The sequence below is a fragment of the Streptomyces flaveolus genome (assembly GCF_044765825.1).
GTDB classification, from domain to species: Bacteria; Actinomycetota; Actinomycetes; order Streptomycetales; family Streptomycetaceae; genus Streptomyces; species Streptomyces flaveolus.
Window position 1 is genome coordinate 318,169 of sequence record NZ_JBIWKU010000001.1, and the last position, 18,531, is coordinate 336,699.

12 protein-coding genes are annotated in these 18,531 nt (G+C 72.2%); 7 read left to right on the plus strand and 5 right to left on the minus strand.

Annotated features, from left to right (window positions below; all coding sequences use genetic code 11):
* Nucleotides 1-42 precede the first annotated feature (42 nt).
* The 4 genes from ACIRG6_RS01445 to ACIRG6_RS01460 all read left to right on the plus strand — a co-directional run bounded on the left by ACIRG6_RS01445 (nt 43) and on the right by ACIRG6_RS01460 (nt 4,686).
* On the plus strand, nt 43-1,062 hold the full coding sequence (locus ACIRG6_RS01445; protein WP_403320172.1) for an SDR family oxidoreductase: 1,020 nt from the start codon (nt 43-45) through the stop codon (nt 1,060-1,062).
* Nucleotides 1,063-1,114: 52 nt separating this feature from the next.
* Complete coding sequence (locus ACIRG6_RS01450) at nt 1,115-2,377, plus strand: sensor histidine kinase (RefSeq protein ID WP_403320174.1); 1,263 nt, start codon at nt 1,115-1,117, stop codon at nt 2,375-2,377.
* Nucleotides 2,362-3,015: a response regulator transcription factor gene (locus ACIRG6_RS01455; protein WP_318218284.1), complete on the plus strand. Its 654-nt coding sequence runs from the start codon at nt 2,362-2,364 to the stop codon at nt 3,013-3,015. The genes ACIRG6_RS01450 and ACIRG6_RS01455 overlap by 16 nt, the downstream gene beginning before the upstream one ends.
* Nucleotides 3,016-3,147: 132 nt before the next feature.
* Nucleotides 3,148-4,686 (plus strand): DUF1996 domain-containing protein, encoded by a 1,539-nt coding sequence (locus ACIRG6_RS01460; RefSeq protein WP_403320177.1) that lies wholly within the window; start codon nt 3,148-3,150, stop codon nt 4,684-4,686.
* Nucleotides 4,687-4,758: 72 nt separating this feature from the next.
* On the opposite strand, the gene ACIRG6_RS01465 is transcribed toward ACIRG6_RS01460, so the two are convergent.
* A complete protein-coding gene (locus ACIRG6_RS01465; RefSeq protein WP_364817661.1) occupies nt 4,759-5,187 on the minus strand; it encodes a hypothetical protein in 429 nt (142 codons plus the stop codon).
* A 139-nt stretch (nt 5,188-5,326) separates the two neighbouring features.
* On the opposite strand from ACIRG6_RS01465, the gene ACIRG6_RS01470 reads away from it, so the two are divergent.
* The 3 genes from ACIRG6_RS01470 (at nt 5,327) to ACIRG6_RS01480 (ending at nt 9,274) form a co-directional block, all read left to right on the plus strand.
* Nucleotides 5,327-7,246, plus strand: coding sequence for a hypothetical protein (locus ACIRG6_RS01470; protein ID WP_403320180.1), 1,920 nt, complete (start codon nt 5,327-5,329; stop codon nt 7,244-7,246).
* Between the two features lie 181 nt (nt 7,247-7,427).
* Nucleotides 7,428-8,492, plus strand: coding sequence for a PDR/VanB family oxidoreductase (locus ACIRG6_RS01475; protein WP_403320181.1), 1,065 nt, complete (start codon nt 7,428-7,430; stop codon nt 8,490-8,492).
* 65 nt (nt 8,493-8,557) lie between these two features.
* The gene (locus tag ACIRG6_RS01480) at nt 8,558-9,274 is read left to right on the plus strand and encodes a TetR/AcrR family transcriptional regulator (protein ID WP_364677464.1); all 717 of its coding nucleotides are present in this window, start codon (nt 8,558-8,560) and stop codon (nt 9,272-9,274) included.
* Nucleotide 9,275: 1 nt separating this feature from the next.
* Here the strand turns inward: ACIRG6_RS01480 and ACIRG6_RS01485 are convergent, their stop codons facing one another.
* From ACIRG6_RS01485 to ACIRG6_RS01500, 4 genes are all read right to left on the minus strand, one after another.
* Nucleotides 9,276-9,629: a 5-carboxymethyl-2-hydroxymuconate Delta-isomerase gene (locus ACIRG6_RS01485; protein ID WP_403320184.1), complete on the minus strand. Its 354-nt coding sequence runs from the start codon at nt 9,627-9,629 to the stop codon at nt 9,276-9,278.
* 49 nt (nt 9,630-9,678) lie between these two features.
* Nucleotides 9,679-15,105 (minus strand): pullulanase-type alpha-1,6-glucosidase, encoded by a 5,427-nt coding sequence (pulA, locus tag ACIRG6_RS01490; RefSeq protein WP_403320186.1) that lies wholly within the window; start codon nt 15,103-15,105, stop codon nt 9,679-9,681.
* A gap of 144 nt (nt 15,106-15,249) precedes the next feature.
* Nucleotides 15,250-16,623: an alpha-amylase gene (locus ACIRG6_RS01495; protein WP_403320188.1), complete on the minus strand. Its 1,374-nt coding sequence runs from the start codon at nt 16,621-16,623 to the stop codon at nt 15,250-15,252.
* A gap of 149 nt (nt 16,624-16,772) precedes the next feature.
* Nucleotides 16,773-18,455: a glycoside hydrolase family 13 protein gene (locus ACIRG6_RS01500; protein ID WP_403320190.1), complete on the minus strand. Its 1,683-nt coding sequence runs from the start codon at nt 18,453-18,455 to the stop codon at nt 16,773-16,775.
* Between the last annotated feature and the right edge of the window lie 76 nt (nt 18,456-18,531).

Here is an 18,531-nt window from a genome sequence, read left to right on the forward strand (position 1 = left end):
GGGCCGTTCCCCCGGGCCACCGCACCGGGCAGAGTGACCCGCATGAGGCTACTGGTGCTGGGCGGTACGGAGTTCGCGGGACGGGCCGTGGTGGAGGCGGCGCTCGGGCGTGGCTGGGAGGTGACCGTCTTCCACCGGGGGAGGCACGCGCCACCGCCCGGGGTGCGGTCGCTGCACGGCGACCGCACCGCGCCCGACGGGCTCACCGCCCTCGCCGAGGGCACCTGGGACGCCGTCGTCGACACCTGGTCGGCGGCGCCCCGCGCGGTGCGGGACACGGCGCGGCTGCTGGCCGGCCGCGCCGGACGGTATGTGTACGTGTCGAGCTGCTCGGTGTACGCGTGGGCCCCGCCCGCCGGGTACGCGGAGGACGCCCCGCTGGTCGAGGGCGCGGCGGCGGACGCCGGGCAGAGCGACTACGCCCGGGACAAGCGGGGTGCCGAGCTGGCCGTCCTGGAGGCCTTCGGCGCGGACCGCTCGGTGCTCGTGCGCAGTGGGCTGATCCTCGGCCCGTACGAGAACATCGGGCGGCTGCCGTGGTGGCTGGACCGCGTCGCGCGCGGCGGCCCGGTGCTCGCGCCCGGCCCCCGGGACCTGCCGTTGCAGTACGTCGACGTCCGCGACCTCGCCGCTTGGACCCTCGGCGCGGTGGAGCAGGAGCTGAGCGGGCCGTACAACCTGGTCTCCGCGCCGGGGCACACCACCATGGGCGGCCTGCTCGACGCCTGCGTCCGGGTCACGGGCGGCGCGGCCGAGCTGCGCTGGACGGCCCCCGGCACCGTCCTCGGCGCGGGTGTGCAGCCGTGGACGCAGCTACCGGTGTGGGTGCCGCCGGGCACCGACCTGCACGACGCGCTGCACACGGCCGACGTCTCCCGGGCACTGGCGACGGGACTGCGCTGCCGGCCGGTCACCGAGACCGTCGCCGACACCTGGACGTGGCTGCGGGACATCGGCGGCACCGCGCCGCTGCGCCCGGACCGGCCGCCGGTGGGGCTGGACCCGGAGACCGAGGCGAAGGTGCTCGCGGCGGACGGGGGTGTACCTGGCACCACCTCCTGACCGGGGGGCCTGACCCCGTGACCCGCTTGTTCGGCTCCGCGAGACTGAGGCCATGAGCTTCGAGACGAGCGACGGCGGCGGGATGCGGGTACGGAACGTGGGCCTGGCGGCCGTACGGGGGCTCGCCCTGGCACTGATCTGCCTCCCCGGCGCGGTGCTGTGCTTCTGCCTGACCCTGGTGTCGATCGCGCTGATCCCCATCGGGGTCGGCATCGTCACCACCCCGTGGGTGCTGACGGGGGTGCGGGCCTTCGCGGACCGGCGGCGGCTGCTGGCCGCCGAGTGGGGCGGGGTGCGGATCCCGCGGGCGTACCGGCCGCTGCCGGCGGACGCCAACCCGTGGGCCCGCACCTTCGGCATGCTCGGCGACCCGGCGACCTGGCGGGACTTCCGCTGGCTGCCGGCCGACATGACGGCGGGCTTCGTCACCGCGTTCCTCGCCTTCGCGCTGCCCTTCTACCCGCTGGAGGGGTTCGCGATCGCGGCCGGACTGTGGCGGGTGCTGCCCGACGGCTACTGGTACGGCTTCGTGCACGTCACCGACCAGACCTCCGCGTTCTACGCCGCCGCCCTGGCCGTCGTCCTCCTCGTGCCGGCCCTCTGGCTCGTCCCGCGCGTGCTGCACGCCCACTTCCGGCTCACCGCCGTCCTCCTCGGCGCCGGTGAGGGCGAACTGGCCGAGCGGGTGCGGGTGCTGACCGAGACGCGCCGCGACGCCGTCGACACCTCCGCCGCCGAACTGCGCCGCATCGAACGGGACCTGCACGACGGGGCACAGGCCCGGCTGGTCGCCATGGGCATGGACCTGGGCACCATCGAGGCGCTGCTCGAGAAGGACCCGGCGAAGGCCCGCGAGCTGCTGGCGCAGGCCCGGCAGTCCTCCGCCGAGGCCCTGACGGAACTGCGCGAGCTGGTGCGCGGCATCCACCCGCCGGTCCTCGCCGAACGCGGACTCGGGGACGCGGTACGGGCGCTGGCGCTGCGGCTGCCCCTGCGGGTCGAGACCGACGTGGACCTGCCCGGCCGCGCGGAGGCGCCCGTGGAGTCGGCCGCGTACTTCGCGGTCAGCGAGCTGCTCACCAACGCCGTGAAGCACTCCGGCGCCGACCGGATCTGGGTCGACGTGCACCACGCGGACGGGCAGTTGCGCGTCTCCGTCACCGACAACGGCAAGGGCGGTGCGGTGGCCGGCGCGGGGTCGGGGCTGGCCGGGGTGGAGCGGCGGCTGGGTACATTCGACGGCGTCCTGGCCGTCAGCTCCCCGGCGGGCGGCCCCACGATGGTCACCATGGAGATCCCTTGCGCGTTGTCCTAGCCGAAGACCTGTTCCTGCTGCGCGACGGACTGGTCCGGCTCCTGGAGGCCCACGGCTTCGAGATCGCCGCGGCCGTCGAGTCCGGCCCCGAGCTGACCCGGGCGCTGGCCGAACTGGAGCCGGACGTCGCCGTGGTCGACGTCCGGCTGCCGCCCACGCACACCGACGAGGGCCTGCAGTGCGCGCTCGCCGCCCGCCGGGAGCGGCCGGGGCTGCCGGTGCTGGTGCTGTCGCAGCACGTGGAGCAGCTGTACGCGCGTGAGCTGCTCGCCGACGGCACCGGCGGGGTCGGGTATCTGCTCAAGGACCGGGTGTTCGACGCGGAGCAGTTCGTCGACGCCGTACGGCGGGTGGCGGCGGGCGGTACGGCGATGGATCCGCAGGTCATCCAGCAGCTGCTCAGCCGGCGTGCGGCGGAGGACCGGCCGCTGGAGCGGCTGACGCCCCGGGAGCTGGAGGTGCTGGAGCTGATGGCGCAGGGGCGGACGAACGCGGCGATCGCGGGCCGGCTCGTCGTCACGGAGCGCGCGATCGCGAAGCACACCGCGAACATCTTCGCCAAGCTGAGCCTGGAGGTCTCGGACGACGACAACCGCCGGGTCCTGGCGGTTCTGGCCTATCTCGACCACGGCCGCTGAGTCACACCGGTCCCACAGGACTCCCCAATTCCCGAGACGGGTGAACACCCCCGGAGCGGCTTCCGTATGGAAGGGAGCCGCTTCACTCCTGTCGGGCGCCTCGATGCCCCGCAAGGAAGTCAGAGGAGTTCCATGGGACGCAACACAAGAAAACGCCGAATGCCGCTGGCCGCCAAGGCCGTTGCCGGGGCGGCGGCCCTGGCGCTCGGTGGGGGCGGGCTGGTCTGGGCGAACTTCTACGCCTCGGCCCACGAGGAGCACTCACCGCACAACCGGACGAGGTCGGCCGCGGCGCAGGTCGCGACCATCAGCTGTCCCGACGTCGGTCAGCGGATCTCCGACGTGCCGGACCGGGCCCGCGGAGAGGTGGACGGCGAGCTGGCCACGCTGGACAGCCAGATCACCGACGCCTATCAGCGGCTCGCCACCACGCGGCGTGCGCAGGCCGGGGACTCCCGGTTCGTCGACAACGCCATCCTCGTGCCGCTCAGGGACCGGCGGAAGGCGATCATCGACCGGATCCAGCTGGAGATCAACCGGGCCGGCGGCCGGGCGGACGACAACCTGGACGACCTGGCCACGTGCCAGGGCCGGCCCGCGGACCAGCCGCAGGACGGCGACGGTGGCCAGGGCGGCGGTCAGGGCGGCGACGGCGGTCAGGACAACGGCGGCCAGGGCGGTGACGGCCAGGACGACGGCGGCCAGGACGACGGCGGCCAGAACCAGGACGACAACGGCAACGGTGTCGCGGGCCCGGTGGCCGACGACTTCATCGACATCAACGACGTCCAGCCGAACTCGCGCAACAGCCGCAACGGCCTCGCCGCGGACGGCGACGGCGGCTCCACCGGCACCTTCACCACCGACTGCGGTGTCAACGAGAACAACCTGTTCAACAGCGACAACCTGATCGCCGCCCCCGGTGTCGACAACGGCGCGCACCACACCCACGACTACGTCGGCAACCAGGACAACGACGCCTTCTCCAGCGACGACGACCTGGCGAACGCCGACACCTCGTGCCGCAACCAGGGCGACAAGTCCACCTACTACTGGCCGGTGCTGCGGCTCCAGGACGGTACGCAGGAGTTCGACGCCGGCGACCAGGGCGGTGGCGCCGAGGGCAACATCGGCAAGATCCTCAAGCCCGCCCAGGCCGAGCTGAGGTTCGCCGGCAGCCGGCAGGGCGACGTGGTCGCGATGCCGAAGTTCCTGCGCATCATCACCGGTGACGCCAAGTCCTTCACCAACGGCGACGCGAACGCCAACAGTTCCTGGAGCTGCACCGGCTTCGAGGACCGGCAGGTCACGGACAAGTACCCGCTGTGCCCCGACGGCAGCCAGGTGGTGCGGACGACCAACTTCCAGAGCTGCTGGGACGGCCAGAACATCGACAGCGCCAACCACCGCACCCACACGGCGTTCGTCGACGAGAACGGCAACTGCCCGGACGGCTTCCAGGCCATCCCCCAGCTCCAGGTCCGCCTGGTGTACGACATCCCCACCCCGACCGTCGAGAACGGCCAGGTGCGCAACCCGTACGCCGTGGACAGCTTCCCGGAGCAGCTGCACAAGCCGATCACCGACCACAACGACTTCATCAACGTCATGGACGACGACCTGATGAACAAGGTGGTCGACTGCATCAACAACGGCGAGGACTGCACGTAGTCCCCCGGCGACGGACCCGGGAGGGCCGGTGACGGACGTCCGTCACCGGCCCTCCCCCGTTCCCGCGGGCGGTCAGCTCCCGTGGCCGCCGTGCCCGGCCGGGTGCGTGCCGCCCCCGTGCCGCGCCCCCTGCTCCAGGGTGCCGCCGAGCCGGCCGCGCAGACCGGCCACGACGTCCTCGTGGCCGACGGCGACCCATTTGCGGCCGACGAGGTAGTAACCGCCGTAGTCCTTGGCTGTGTTGATCCACTCGCGCTGTCCGCGGTCGGTGGCGAAGGTGGCGAGGATGTACTTCTCGTCGCCCTTCTCGCAGATGGCCTGGCGGATGGTGTCCGCGTCGGTCTGCAGGTCCGGCTCGCACTCGGCCTCGGCGGCCAGGTGCTCCAGGCTCCCGGCCGCCGTCTTCGGGACGGCCTCGCCGTCCCCCTCGGACGCGCAGCCCGTCAGCGCCAGTACCGTCACCGCTCCGGCCAGCGCGAGCCTCGGTCGGGTCAGCCTCATGTGTTCCTCCGGTCCCTTCCGGCGACATGCCGCACGGAGCCCCCGGCGCGGGGCTCCGGCCATCGATACGGCGGCGGAGCGCGAAGCGCTCAACGGCACCCCCGGGTGACCACGGGCCGACTGGCTCGTTCTGCTGGACGTGCAGTCACAGGATGTCGCCAAACGCCCCGCACCGTCCGCCGGTGACCCGGTCGTCGACGTCGAGCAGGCCGAAGCCGCGCTCGTCGAGCACTACCCGGGCCTGGTCCGCCTCGCCTACCTCGTGCTGTCGCCGGACCTCGGCCGCAGCCGCCGGGTGCTGACCGCGCACGCCCTGACGCAGCGCGCGCTGCCCAGGAACCGGACGACGACGCCCGTGATCCCGGCCCAGTCGACCGGCCGTGAGGGCGACCCGGGGTACGCCCTGGTGCGGCTGCGGGTCGTGCGGACGGCACTGGAGGCGGGGCTGCCGCTGCGGCGCAGGGCGTGGCCCAGGCGGTCCCAGCTGCCGCCGCTGCTGCCCCAGGTGTGGGGGCTCAAGCTCTTCCCGCGCTCGGGCGGCGCCGACGAACTCGCTCTGGACCAGCGGCTGTCCGCCCTGTCCGGCCCGGCCCGGGCGGCGTACGCGCTGCGCGGTCTCGACCGGCTCCCCGACAGCGACGTACGGCGGCTGCTCACGGCCGCCGGGGTCGCCGACGCCGACGCCGCGCTGCGCGAGGCCGACGAGGTGGCGGACCAGTACGCACTGCTCGGCTCCCCCGAGTTCGACCCCTGCTCGCTCCAGGCCCGGCCCACCGATCTGATGCGGCGCCGCCGGCACGCCAAGGCCGCCCTGGTCGCCGGGGCGGCGCTGGTGGTGTGCGGGGCACTGCTGACCCTGCCCGGCGACGGCTGGGGACCGGACGGCGCCGCCGCCCCGGCGTATGCGCGCAACCCGGCGGCCGAGGCGGCGCTCGACCCCGGCAGGCTGACCAAGGCCGCTCCCGCCGCCTGGAAGACGTCCGCGCGCACCGACTTCTCGGTGTGGCCGGCGCGCGGTGCCCTCACCGGCGACAAGGAGCTGCTGCGCCGGGCCCTCGCCGTCTGGGCCCGCCCCGGCGGGAACGTGCGGGTCTCGGCGACGGCGGGCACCGCGAGCGGCGGGCCGGCCGGACCGCCGCAGCTGCTGTACGCCGGGACCGTCGACACCGCGCACGTGGTGATCCTCTACGACGGTCTGCGCGTCGTCCGCTACGCCGAGCCGAAGGACGGCACGGCGGGCGCCGCCCTCGACTTCGCGCGGGCCGACGGGGCCGGCCGGGCGGAGGCGACGGCCGTGGTGCTGGGCCGGGCCGACGGCAACGTGCGCTATCTGACGGCGCCCTGGGTGACGAAGGCGGCCGAGCGGGACCTGGCGAAGCCGGGTTCCGGAGCGATGGACCTGACGCTGACCGACGGTGTGACCTCGCCGCTGGCCACCCCGGTCCAGCGCACCGGCGCCTGCACGTCGTGGAACGTGCTCCAGCTGACCGACGGCTCGCACACCCGGCTGGCGAGCGACCTCGGCGAGCTGGTACCGGCCCACCTCACCACCGGGCGGCCCGGCAAAACCAAGGAGGTCTCCGGTGCCAGGGCCCTGCACGCCTGGGCGCCGTACGCCTGCTCCCTCGGGGCCGTGCGGGGGCAGGGGGTGCGCACGGTGAACGCGTGGGAGTTCGCGAGCCAGCCGCTGCCCGACGAGGCCGGGTCGGGCGAGTGGATGTGCACACGGGCCGAGACCTGGCGGGGGGACGGGGCCCGGGTGATGGCGCAGTTCCGGACGCCGGGCGGGGCGCAGGGCGCGGTGGCCGCGAAGGCCCAGGACGTACCGGCGTGCGGCAGACGCGATCCGCACGTGCTGGCCGGGGTGCTGTGGAAGTCGGAGGGCGGCCGCTGGTACCTGCTGGCCGCCGGCAGCCGGGACACGGAGTCGATCGAGGCGACGGGCAAGGTCAGGGGCTCCGCCGACGGCAACCTGCTGACGGCCGCGGCCGAGCGGGGCGCGCAGGCCGAGCTGAAGGGCGTCCTGGAGAACGGGCGGACGATCGGCGGGCTGCGCTAGGGCCTGTCTGACGATTCCCGTCTGCCTCGCGACGCCATGCACGCCGCAAGGCCGCCCTCCGGGCGACGACGCGAATTGTCAGACAGGCCCTAGCCACCGGAGCCCACGCTTGCTGACACCAGTGTCAACAAGTACCCGCACAAGGGTTCCTGCCGGGCCTACTCGTCAGTACATTGACGTCATGTCCAATAAGCATGTCTCCACGCTGAAGACCCTGGTGGTGGTGGCCGGCGCCGCGCTGGTCGTCCGGCGGGCGATACGGGGCCGGAGTTCGGCCTCGCCGCCGGGGACGACGACCGCCGCCCGGGCGCCGGTCTCCGGACGGACCGGGGCCCGTGGCCCCAAACTGCTGGTCACCGCGCACGAACGTCTGGCCGACGGGGTGGTCGGGATCCGTCTGGAGGGACACGACCTGCCGCGCTGGGAGCCGGGAGCCCACGTGGACCTGGTCCTGCCGTCGGGGCTGGTCCGGCAGTACTCCCTGTGCGGCGATCCCGAGGACACCTCGTCGTACACCGTCGCCACGCGGCTGGTCGAGGACGGGCGGGGCGGCTCGCGCGAGGTGCACGAGCAGGTGCAGGAGGGGACGGAGCTGGAGGTGCGCGGACCCCGCAACCGCTTCCCGCTGGTCGAGGCCCCCGCCTATGTCTTCGTCGCCGGCGGCATCGGCATCACCCCGATCCTGCCCATGCTGCGGGCACTGCCGGAGGGCACCGAGTGGCGGCTGCTGTACGGCGGGCGGACGCGGGCCTCGATGCCGTTCCTGGAGGACGTCGAGAAGCTGGACGCGGACCGGGTCACCGTGGTCGCCGAGGACGAGGACGGGCTGCCGGACCTGGACGCCTTCCTCGCGGATCTCCCCGAGGGGGCGGCGGTCTACTGCTGCGGCCCCGAGGGGCTGATGGCGGCCGTCGAGGAGCGGCTCCCGGAGGGCACCGCCCCGCACGTGGAGCGGTTCGCGCCGCGTACGACGGCGACCGGCGACGGGGAGTTCGAGGTCGAGCTGCACCGCAGCGGGCGCACCCTGACCGTGGCCGCCGGCTCGTCCGTGCTGGCCGCCGTGCGCACCGAGCTGCCGAACACGCCGTACTCCTGCGAGCAGGGCTGGTGCGGGACCTGCCAACAGCGGGTGCTGGAGGGCGAGATCGATCACCGGGACGAGCTGCTGACCGACTCGGAGCGCGGCGACTCGATGCTCATCTGTGTCTCGCGCGCCAGGAGTACGCGGCTCGTGCTGGATCTGTGAGACCGGTGAACACCATGCCCGGTCCAGCCCGTTCGAGGGCCGGATTCGATCGGTAAGGTGTTCGTATGACTACCGGGGTGCGCCGCAGAATGGGCGTGGAGGAGCGGCGGCAGCAGCTGATCGGCGTCGCGCTCGATCTGTTCAGCCGCCGCTCGCCCGACGAGGTCTCCATCGACGAGATAGCGTCGGCCGCGGGCATCTCGCGCCCGCTGGTCTACCACTACTTCCCCGGCAAACTCAGCCTCTACGAGGCCGCGTTGCAGCGTGCCTCCAGCGATCTGGCGGCCCGGTTCGCGGAGCCCCGGGAGGGTCCGCTCGGGGCGCGGCTGCTGCGGGTGATGGGGCGCTACTTCGACTTCGTCGACGAGCACGGCCCCGGGTTCTCGGCCCTGATGCGCGGGGGCCCGGCGGTCTCCGCGGGCGGAGCCTGCTCCCTGACCACGGTGTCCACGACCAACGCTCTCGTCGACTCCGTACGGCAGGCCGCGTACGTCCAGATCCTTTCGCACCTGGGCGTCACCGACCCGCCCGCGCGCCTGGAGCTGGTCGTCCGTTCCTGGATCTCGCTCGCCGAGTCGACGGCCCTGATCTGGCTGGACGGCCGGCGCATCCCGCGCGCCGAGCTGGAGGCCCAGCTCGTGCACGACTTCGCCGCGCTGCTGGCGGTGAGCGCCACCCACGACGAGGAGATGGGCGCCCTGCTGCGCGGCATCCTGGAGGACGAGCCGGCCGACGGACCGTTCACGGACCTGGCCGGCCGGCTGATCCGGCTGGCGTCGTAGCTCAGACCTCGGCCTTGCGGTAGGACGGGTCGAGGTCGCGCACCTCGGCCGACAGGTGCAGGGTGACCCCGTCCCTGGGCTCGACGTGCTTGCGCAGCAGCTCCACCACGGCCTCGGCGAGCTGGGCCTTCGTCTCGTCGGACCGTCCGGCGAGCAGGGCGACCGAGACGTTCACGATGGCGTGCCCCTCCTGCTCGGCGCCGACGATGGCGTCCTCGCCGCGCAGGACCCGCGTCTTGCAGGCCTCCAGCCGCGCGGCGGCCGTCTCGACGACCACCGGGTGCAGGGCGAGCGCGAACTCCTCCCAGTCGACGTCGTCGAGAGGTCCGGAACGCTCGATGGTGATCTGCGGCATGGGTGCTCCTGTTCGTCGGCGGACAGGAGCACCCTAACCGCGGGTTCCGCTAGCCCGCGCGGGTGAAGACCGCCACCGTGCGGGCCGGGACCGTGAAGGTGCCCGAGTCCCGCGCGTAGGCCGCCTTCTTCACGACGGGGTCCGCTCCGGACGCCTGCACCGGGTGCAGTCGGTAGCCGGTCCCGGCCGCCTCGCCCACCCGCTGCCGCTGCTCCTGCGGGGTCGCGTTGAAGACGACGACCAGGTCACCGAGGCGCATGGTGATCACGCCGGGTGTCTCGTCCTTCCCGGAGAGCGGGAAGGAGAGCCGGGACTGCACCTGGCCGGCCGTGGCGAGGGAGAAGTCCTGCTCGCTCGTCCGGATCTTCAGCAGGTCCCGGTACGCGGCCGAGGCGCCCTTGATCTGCGGGCAGCCGACCGACACCGAGGTCAGCAGGGGCGCCGCATAGGGCCACTTGTCCTTGTTGTCGGCGGCCGGCGGCAGCCCGCGGCCGAAGCCGTTGCCGTCGGCGCAGTTCCAGTGGATGGCGTTGAACCAGTCGCCGCTGTCGAAGGAGTTGCGGTCCAGCGACTTGGACCGCAGCAGGTCGGTGCCCGCCTGGGAGAGCGCGGGGCCCTGCGAGAGGCCGGCGGTGGCCATGGCGAGGACCTGCATGCGGGCCCGGTCGTCGGCGGACGTGCCCTTCGGCAGCTTGAAGGCGAGCGCGTCGAACAGGGACTCGTTGTCGTGGGCGTCGGCATAGGCGAGGGCGTCGCCCGGGGCCTCGGTGTATCCGGCGGGGGCGCCGTCGTAGTCGACCTCGGAGCCCTTGACCTGCTTGCCGTCGGTGTCCGTGAAGCGGTAAGCGGCGAGGTTGCCGGAGAGGCCGACCTTGATCAGGTCCTGGTAGTGCAGCAGGCGGGCCTTCTGCTCTGCCTCGGTGCCGTTCTCCTTCGAGGAGTTGGGGTCGGTGTACAGGCCGGAGGCGAAGCCCTGGACGCCGGGGTCGGCGTCGAAGGGGCCGCCGCCGCGCACGGCGTCGCGGGCCCGGTCGGAGAAGGTCGCGATGCCGGTGCCGGCCATGTTCTTCTGGGTGGCCTGGACGAAGCGGGCGTCGTCGGCGACCTCGCCGAAGTTCCAGCCCTCGCCGTACAGGATGATCTTCTTGCCGTCGACGCCGTCCTTCGCGACGGTCAGGGCGTCCAGGGCCTTGCGGACGGCGAGGATGTTGGCCTTCGGGTGGTGGCCCATGAGGTCGAAGCGGAAGCCGTCGACCTTGTACTCCTTGGCCCAGGTGACGATCGAGTCGACGACCAGCTTGCCCATCATGGCGTTCTCGGTGGCGGTGTTCGCGCAGCAGGTGCTGTTCGCGACCGAGCCGTCGGCCAGCAGCCGCTGGTAGTAGCCGGGCACGATCCGGTCGAGGACGGAGGTGTCCGCCTGGCCGCTCGCCGCCGTGTGGTTGTAGACCACGTCCATGACGACGCGCAGGCCGTCGTCGTTGAGCGCCTTGACCATCCTGCGGAATTCGACGGTGCGGGCGGTGCCGTCGGGGTCAGTGGCGTAGGAGCCCTCGGGGACCGTGTAGTGGTACGGGTCGTAGCCCCAGTTGTAGGCGTCCTTGGCGGCGGCCTTCGCCACGCACTCCTGCTGCTTGTCGGAGTCGGCCGGGTAGGACGCGGGGTCGCAGTCGGCACTCGCCCGGTCGGACTCCTTCTCCGGGATCGTGGCGATGTCGAAGGCGGGCAGCAGGTGCACGTAGGACGTGCCGGCCCGCGCCAGCTCGCGCAGGTGCTTCGAGCCGTCGCTGTCCTTGTCGGTGAAGGCGAGGTAGGTGCCCCGGTGGTCCGGGGCGGCCGTCCTGTCCGCGACGGAGAAGTCGCGGATGTGCAGCTCCTGGATCTGGGCGTCCCTGAGCGGCACGGCCTCGGGCTTGGTGTAGTCCGACCAGCCGCGCGGGGCGAGCGCGCGGTCGTCGAGGTCGACGACGAGGCTGCGCTCGGAGTCGGTGGTCAGGGCGACCGAGTAGGGGTCGGTGACCTTGTTGGTGACGACCTGGCCGGCGCTGGGCGCCCACACCTGGACGACGTACCGGTAGGGCTTGCCCTTCCAGGACGCCGGGCCGGTGACGGACCAGACGCCGGTGGCGTCGTCGCGCCGCATGCCCACGGTGCGGTCGCCGATCTCCAGCTTCACGCTCTGCGCGGTCGGCGCCCACACGGACAGCGTGGGGCGGCCGTGGCGGAAGACCGGGCCGAGGCCGGCCTTGGTGGCACCGGCGTAGAGGTCGTCCAGGGCGCCGGCGGTCTGGACGCCGGTCGCGGCGAGCACGGCCCCGTTGGCGGCACGCTGCGAGGCGACGACCTGGCCGCGCAGGGCCTCGCGGACCAGGTCGCGGTCGCGCGGGTCGACGGACCAGGCGGTGTACGCCTTCAGGTGGGGGAACTTCGCCTTCTGGGCGTCCGTGAGGGTGGTCCTCGTCAGGCGGAGCCACCGGGCGTCGTCGCCGGTGAGGGTGCCGTTCGCGGCCTTGACCGAGCCGCTGCGGGAGGCGAGCAGCTGGGTGGAGGCAGCGCCCTCGGAGCCGTTCCAGGCGAGGGTGTCGCGGTCGATCCAGACCGCCTTGGCGGTGGTGAGGTCGACGGCGGCGGCCGAGCCCGCGGGCTGCGGCAGCAGGTACTTCTCCTGGCCGCTCACCAGCCACACCTCGTGGCCGTTCGCCTTGAGGTCCAGGGCCTGGTCGGTGGGCAGGTCCTTCTCGTCGCCCTTGTGGAGGATGTAGTTGAGGCTGGTGGCACCCTCGGTGAGGGGCACCTCGAAGACCGCGCCATAGGAGTCGGTCTTCACCGGTGCCAGCGGCTTCGACCAGTCGGTGGGGTTCGCGGCGCCCGTCCAGACGTGCAGGCCCCAGCCGTCGTAGTTCCCGTCGGCGCGGTGGTAGTGCAGAACGGCCTTGGTGGTGTCCTGGGCCGGGTACTCCGGCCGTTCGGTGACGACCTGCTCCTTGCCCTGCTCGATCCACACCTCGCCCGTCTTCGTGACGTCGATGGTGCGGTCGGCTGCGACGTCCTTGTTCCCGTCCTTGTCGATGACGAGGAAGCCGACGTTCGACGCGCCCGGCTCGAGCTTGACGTAGGCGAAGGCGCCGTAGGCGTCCCGGCCGGTGAAGGGGTGGGTGGCGGGCCAGGTGGTCGCCTCGCCGTCGGCGAGGTCGCCCCAGGCGTACAGGCCCCAGTCGCCGTAGTTCCCGTCCTGCCGCTTGTAGTGGACGATCGCGTAGTCGCGGGAGGCGGCGGTGGGCGGCTGTTCGACGGGCGGGGTGCCGGTCGTCGAGGCGGCGGTGGCGCTCGCGGTGCGGCCCGCCGAGTCGACGACGACCGCCTTGTAGCGCAGGGCGGTGCCGGCCGGGGTGTCCTCGCCGATGGTCTGGGTGACCTTGTAGGGGGCGTGGTCGGCGGTGCCGAGGGTGCGCCAGGTGCCGTCGCCGGTCTGGGCGGCGAAGACGACGCGGTTCAGCTGTCCGCCGTCGACGTCGGCCGTCAGTTCGACGGTTCCGGTGGCGCCGGGGGCCGGGGCCTTCAGGGTGATCGTCGGCGCGGTGGCGGGCGCGGCGAGCGGGCCGGCGGCCTTGAGGACGATCGCCGAGCCGGCGGGCACGGTGACGGTGACCTTCTTGTCGGCGCCGGACCGCACGGTGGCGTCGGTGCCGTAGAGGCCGCGGAAGGTCATGCCGGCCGAGCCGGTCGCGAAGGTGGCCGTCCTCGCCTCGTCGGCGTTGTTGAGGGCGACGACGTACTCGGTGCCGCTCTTGGCATCGGTGCGGGAGAAGGCGTAGACGCCGGCTCCGTCGGCCGCGTAGCGCTCGGTCTGGACGCCGTCGGCGAGGGCCGGGTTGGCCTTGCGGAGCCCCGCGAGGGCCCTGATCTGCCGGTACAGCGGTGCGTTCGTGTCGTAGGCGGCCTCGGCGTGGGTGCGGTCGGTGCCGAGCTGGTCGTCGTCCAGGTAGTCGGCGGTGCGGGAGGCGAACATCGGCTGGCGGGCGTCCTTGTCGCCGCCGGCGCCGGTGAAGCCCTGCTCGTCGCCGTAGTAGATCACCGGGTTGCCGCGGCTGAGGAACATCAGCTCGTTGGCCAGCTTGTCCTTCTTCAGCAGCTCGGCGTCGCCGGCCCCCGGGTCGTCCTGCTGGAGGAAGGTGCCGAAGCGGCCCATGTCGTGGTTGCCGAGGAAGGTGACCTGCTCGTAGGCGTTGGCCTTGTCGGTCGTGTACTTCCAGTCGTCACCGAAGACGGAGGCGAGCTTCCGGGCGCTGCCGCCCTGGGAGACGTACGCGCGGGCCGCGTCCTGGAAGGGGAAGTCCAGCGTGGAGTCCAGGCGGCCCTGGGTGACGTACGGGGAGGTGACGGAGGTGTCGGCGGAGTAGACCTCGCCGAACATGAAGAAGTCGTCGCGGCCCCGCTTCGCCGCGTAGGCGTCCAGCGCGGTGGCCCACTGGGTCCAGAACTCCATGTTGACGTGCTTCACGGTGTCGATCCGGAAGCCGTCGATGGCAAAGTCCTTCACCCACCGCTCGTAGATCTTCTCCATGCCGCTGACGACCTCGGGCCGTTCGGTCCACAGGTCGTCGAGGCCGGAGAAGTCGCCGTACGTGGCCGACTCGCCGGCCCAGGTGGAGTCGCCCCGGTTGTGGTACATGGCCGGGTCGTTGAGCCAGGACGGGACCTTGAGGTTCTTCTTCGCGGCCGGCACCGTCGGCGTGCGCGGGAAGGACCCGGTGTCCACGCGGGGGAAGCGGCGGGTGCCGTCGGAGTGGTCGGCGTCGTCGAAGGGCTGCCCGTCCGCGGTCAGGTACGGGAAGGCGCCCTTGGAGAGGTAGTCGTAGGACTTCTCCTCGTAGTCGACGACGTCGGCGGTGTGGTTGGTGATGACGTCGAAGAAGACCTTCATGCCCTTGGCGTGCGCCTTGGAGATCAGGTCCTTGAGGTCCTGGTTGGTGCCGAAGTGCGGGTCGACCTGGGTGAAGTCGGTGATCCAGTAGCCGTGGTAGCCGGCGGAGGCGTTCTCGCCGGTGCCCTGCACGGGCTGGTTCTTGAAGATGGGCGCCATCCAGATGGAGGTGGTGCCCAGGCCCTTGATGTAGTCGAGCCTCTCGGTCAGGCCCTTGAGGTCGCCGCCCTGGTAGAAGCCCTTGTCGGTGGGGTCGTAGCCGGTGGTGAGACGGGTGCCGGTCAGGCCGCCCTTGTCGTTGCGGGTGTCACCGTTGGCGAAGCGGTCCGGCAGGACGAAGTAGAACTGCTCGCGGGTCAGGTCGTGGCGGGCGGCGGTCTTCGCCAGCTTCGCGTCCGACGGGGGTGCGGGCGGGGCGTCCGCCCGCGCGGCGAGGGGTGTCAGGAGTGTCGCCGCGAGCGCGGCGACGGTGACGGCCGCGATCCGCGGGGCGGCGGCCCCTCCGGATGCGGCGGTGCGGCGCTTCACAGGCGCCGGCCATCTCGGTATCACCGGTGTGAACTCCTTGCGATTACGGCTCGATCGGGTCCGACCCCGGCGTGACCGTAGCGCCGACGCAAGTCTTGCGGCAAGGGCCGTGAAAGTAACGGAAAGGAATTTCACGGCCCTTGCTCATGACACGTGCTCAGCGGCCGGTCAGCAGCCGGACCTGCCCGCGTACAGGGCGAGCGCCGTGTTGGCTCCCAGGGTCGCGGTGAACTGGCCGGAGCCGTTCACGGTCACCGGCCTGTTGCCCTGGACGTCGCAGTACGTCCCGGCCGGCAGCGAGGTCTGGTAGGTGCGGGTCAGCGCGCCCGACTCGTGGTTGATGGCGACGTAGCCCTTGGTGCCGCGCCCGAAGGCGATGGCGTCGTTGCCGTTGTCCCACCAGTTCGTGACCGCCTGGCCGCGCGTCGCGTTGCGGAAGGCGACCATCGACTTGATCTCCGGCCAGGCGTGCTGGCACTTCCAGCCGTCCTGCCAGCAGGCGTTCACCCGGCCGCCGTTGGGGGGCCCGGCGTCCGTGCTGGACCACTCGTAGCCGGAGTTGACGTCGGGGGCGCCGTAGGGCCAGGCCAGCATGAAGACGTTGGCCAGGGTGTAGGTGGCGTTGTCCTTGTAGCTGAGCGTGGAGCCGTTGCGCTCGGTGTCGTGGTTGTCGACGAAGACACCGGAGACGCCGCTGTTCATGTAGCCCCAGCCCTCGCCGTAGTTCTTGAGGTAGGCGAGGTTCTCGTTGTTGAAGACGCGCTTGAGGTCGTAGGCGTACCGGAACTCCTGCACGTCGCCGTTGCCGGTGTACTCGGTGGGCTGGACGGCCTCGCCGGCGCCGTAGATCACCTCCTGCTTCCAGTACACGGACGGGTTGGACAGCCGGGACTTGATGGTGGCCAGGTCGGCGGCCGGGATGTGCTTGGCGCCGTCGACCCGGAAGCCGTCGACGCCGAGGGAGAGCAGGTCGTTGAGGTAGCCGGCGATCTTCCCGCGGACGTACTCCTCGCCGGTGTCCAGGTCGGCGAGGCCGACCAGCTCGCAGTGCTGGACGTTGTACCGGTCCTGGTAGTTGGTGACCTGGGCGGTGCAGTCGTCGAAGTCGTACGAGGAGTACAGCCCGGGGTAGGTGTACTTCGTGTACGACGAGCCGCCGGTTCCGGTGCCGCTGCCCGCGGACATGTGGTTGACCACGGCGTCGGCGACGACCTTCACCCCGGCCGCGTGGCAGGTGTTCACCATGTTCTGGAAGGCCGCGCGGTCGCCGAGCCGGCCCGCGATCCGGTAGCTGACGGGCTGGTACGACGTCCACCACTGCCCGCCCTGTATGTGCTCGGCAGGCGGGGAGACCTGCACGTAGCCGTACCCGGCGGGGCCGAGGGTGGTGGTGCACTCCTTGGCGACGGAGGCGAAGTCCCACTCGAAGAGGACCGCGGTGACGTCCTTGGTGCCGGGCGGGGAGGCCTGTGCGTTCGTTGGGCTCATGACAAGGGCGGCCGCCGCCAGAGCGACGGCCCCCGTGAGGGCTCTGCGTGCCATGTGGGGGTTCCTTCTTCGTTGAAGGCTCTTGCTGAAAGCTTCAGCAAGATTTCGGTGACGCAGATGGTAAAGGCCCGCCGCCCGAAAGGGCAGCGGGCCGTACGCAATTGAACGAAGATTCTTGCCGGACCTCCGTCGGCCGGCGGCCGTCAGGCCGTCGTCCACCACACGGTCGTGTCGGCCGGCACCTTCGCCTCGCCGTTCGCCTCGGTCACCTCGCCGCTGGCCAGCAGCACGCGGCCGTGGGCGGGCACCGCCACCGACTCGCCGGTGGTGTTGGCCACGCACACGAACTCCCCGCGCCGGAAGGCCAGGACGCCCTCGGGGGCCCGCAGCCACTCCACGGCGTCGCCCGCGCCCAGGTCGGCCTGCTCGCGGCGGACGGCCAGCGCGGTCCGGTACAGCTCCAGCGTCGAGCCGGGCTCGCCGGTCTGGGCCTCGACGCTCAGCTCGCCCCAGCCCGCGGGCTGCGGGAGCCAGCTGCCGCCGTCGCCGAAGCCGTACGACGACCCCGTACGCGTCCACGGGATCGGCACCCGGCAGCCGTCGCGGAAGCCGTCCTGGCCGGCGCCGCGGAAGTACGCCGGGTCCTGGCGCACCTCGTCGGGCAGGTCGACGACGTCCGGCAGGCCGAGCTCCTCGCCCTGGTAGACGTAGGCCGAGCCGGGCAGCGCCAGCATCACCAGGGTGGCCGCGCGGGCCCTGCGCAGGCCCAGCTCACGGTCGCCGGCCAGCCGGATCTGGGTGCCGAGGCCCGCCGAGTTGGCGAAGCGGGTGGCGTGCCGGGTGACGTCGTGGTTGGACAGCACCCAGGTGGCCGGGGCGCCGACCGGACGCATGGCGTCCAGCGTGCGGTCGATGACCGTCCGCAGCTCCTCGGCGTCCCAGTGGGTGCCCAGGTACTGGAAGTTGAACGCCTGGTGCAGCTCGTCGGGGCGGACGTAGTTCGCGGTGCGCTCGACGGTCGGGGTCCACGCCTCGGCGACGAAGATCCGCTCACCGGAGTACTCGTCGAGGATGAGCCGCCACTGCCGGTAGATGTCGTGGACGCCGTCCTGGTCGAAGAACGGCATGACATCGTTGCCCAGCAGCTTCAGCTGCTCGTGCGATCCAAGGTCGGGCAGCCCCTGCGCCTTCACCATGCCGTGAGCGACGTCGATGCGGAAGCCGTCCACGCCCATGTCCAGCCAGAAGCGCAGGATGGAGCGGAACTCGTCGCCGACGGCCGGGTGCTCCCAGTTGAAGTCGGGCTGCTCGGGGGCGAACAGGTGCAGGTACCACTCCCCCGGCGTGCCGTCGGGCTCGGTGACCCGGGTCCAGGCGGGGCCGCCGAAGATGGACTCCCAGTCGTTGGGCGGCAGCTCGCCGTTCTCGCCCTTGCCGGGGCGGAAGTGGTAGCGGTCGCGGGACGGGGAGCCGGGGCCCTCGGCGAGGGCGCGCTTGAACCACTCGTGCTGGTCGGAGGAGTGGTTCGGGACCAGGTCGACGATGATGCGCAGGCCCAGCCCGTGGGCGTCGCGGATCAGCGCGTCCGCGTCCAGAAGGGTGCCGAACATGGGGTCGACGGCCCGGTAGTCGGCGACGTCGTAGCCGGCGTCGGCCTGCGGGGAGGCGTAGAAGGGGCTGAGCCACACGGCGTCCACGCCCAGGTCGCGCAGGTACGGCAGGCGGGTGCGGACACCCTCCAGGTCGCCCATGCCGTCGCCGTTGCTGTCGGCGAAGCTGCGCGGGTACACCTGGTAGATGACCGCGTCGCGCCACCAGTCGCGGCGCCGCGTGGCGGTTGCGGTGGCAGAGGCGGGGGCCGGTGCGGCGGAAGGCTGCTGGCTCATGGCGTCCTTGTACGTAACGGGGCGGTTCGGGTCATGGATGCGTGGTGGTGTCCGGCGACGGGGGACGAGGCGGCCG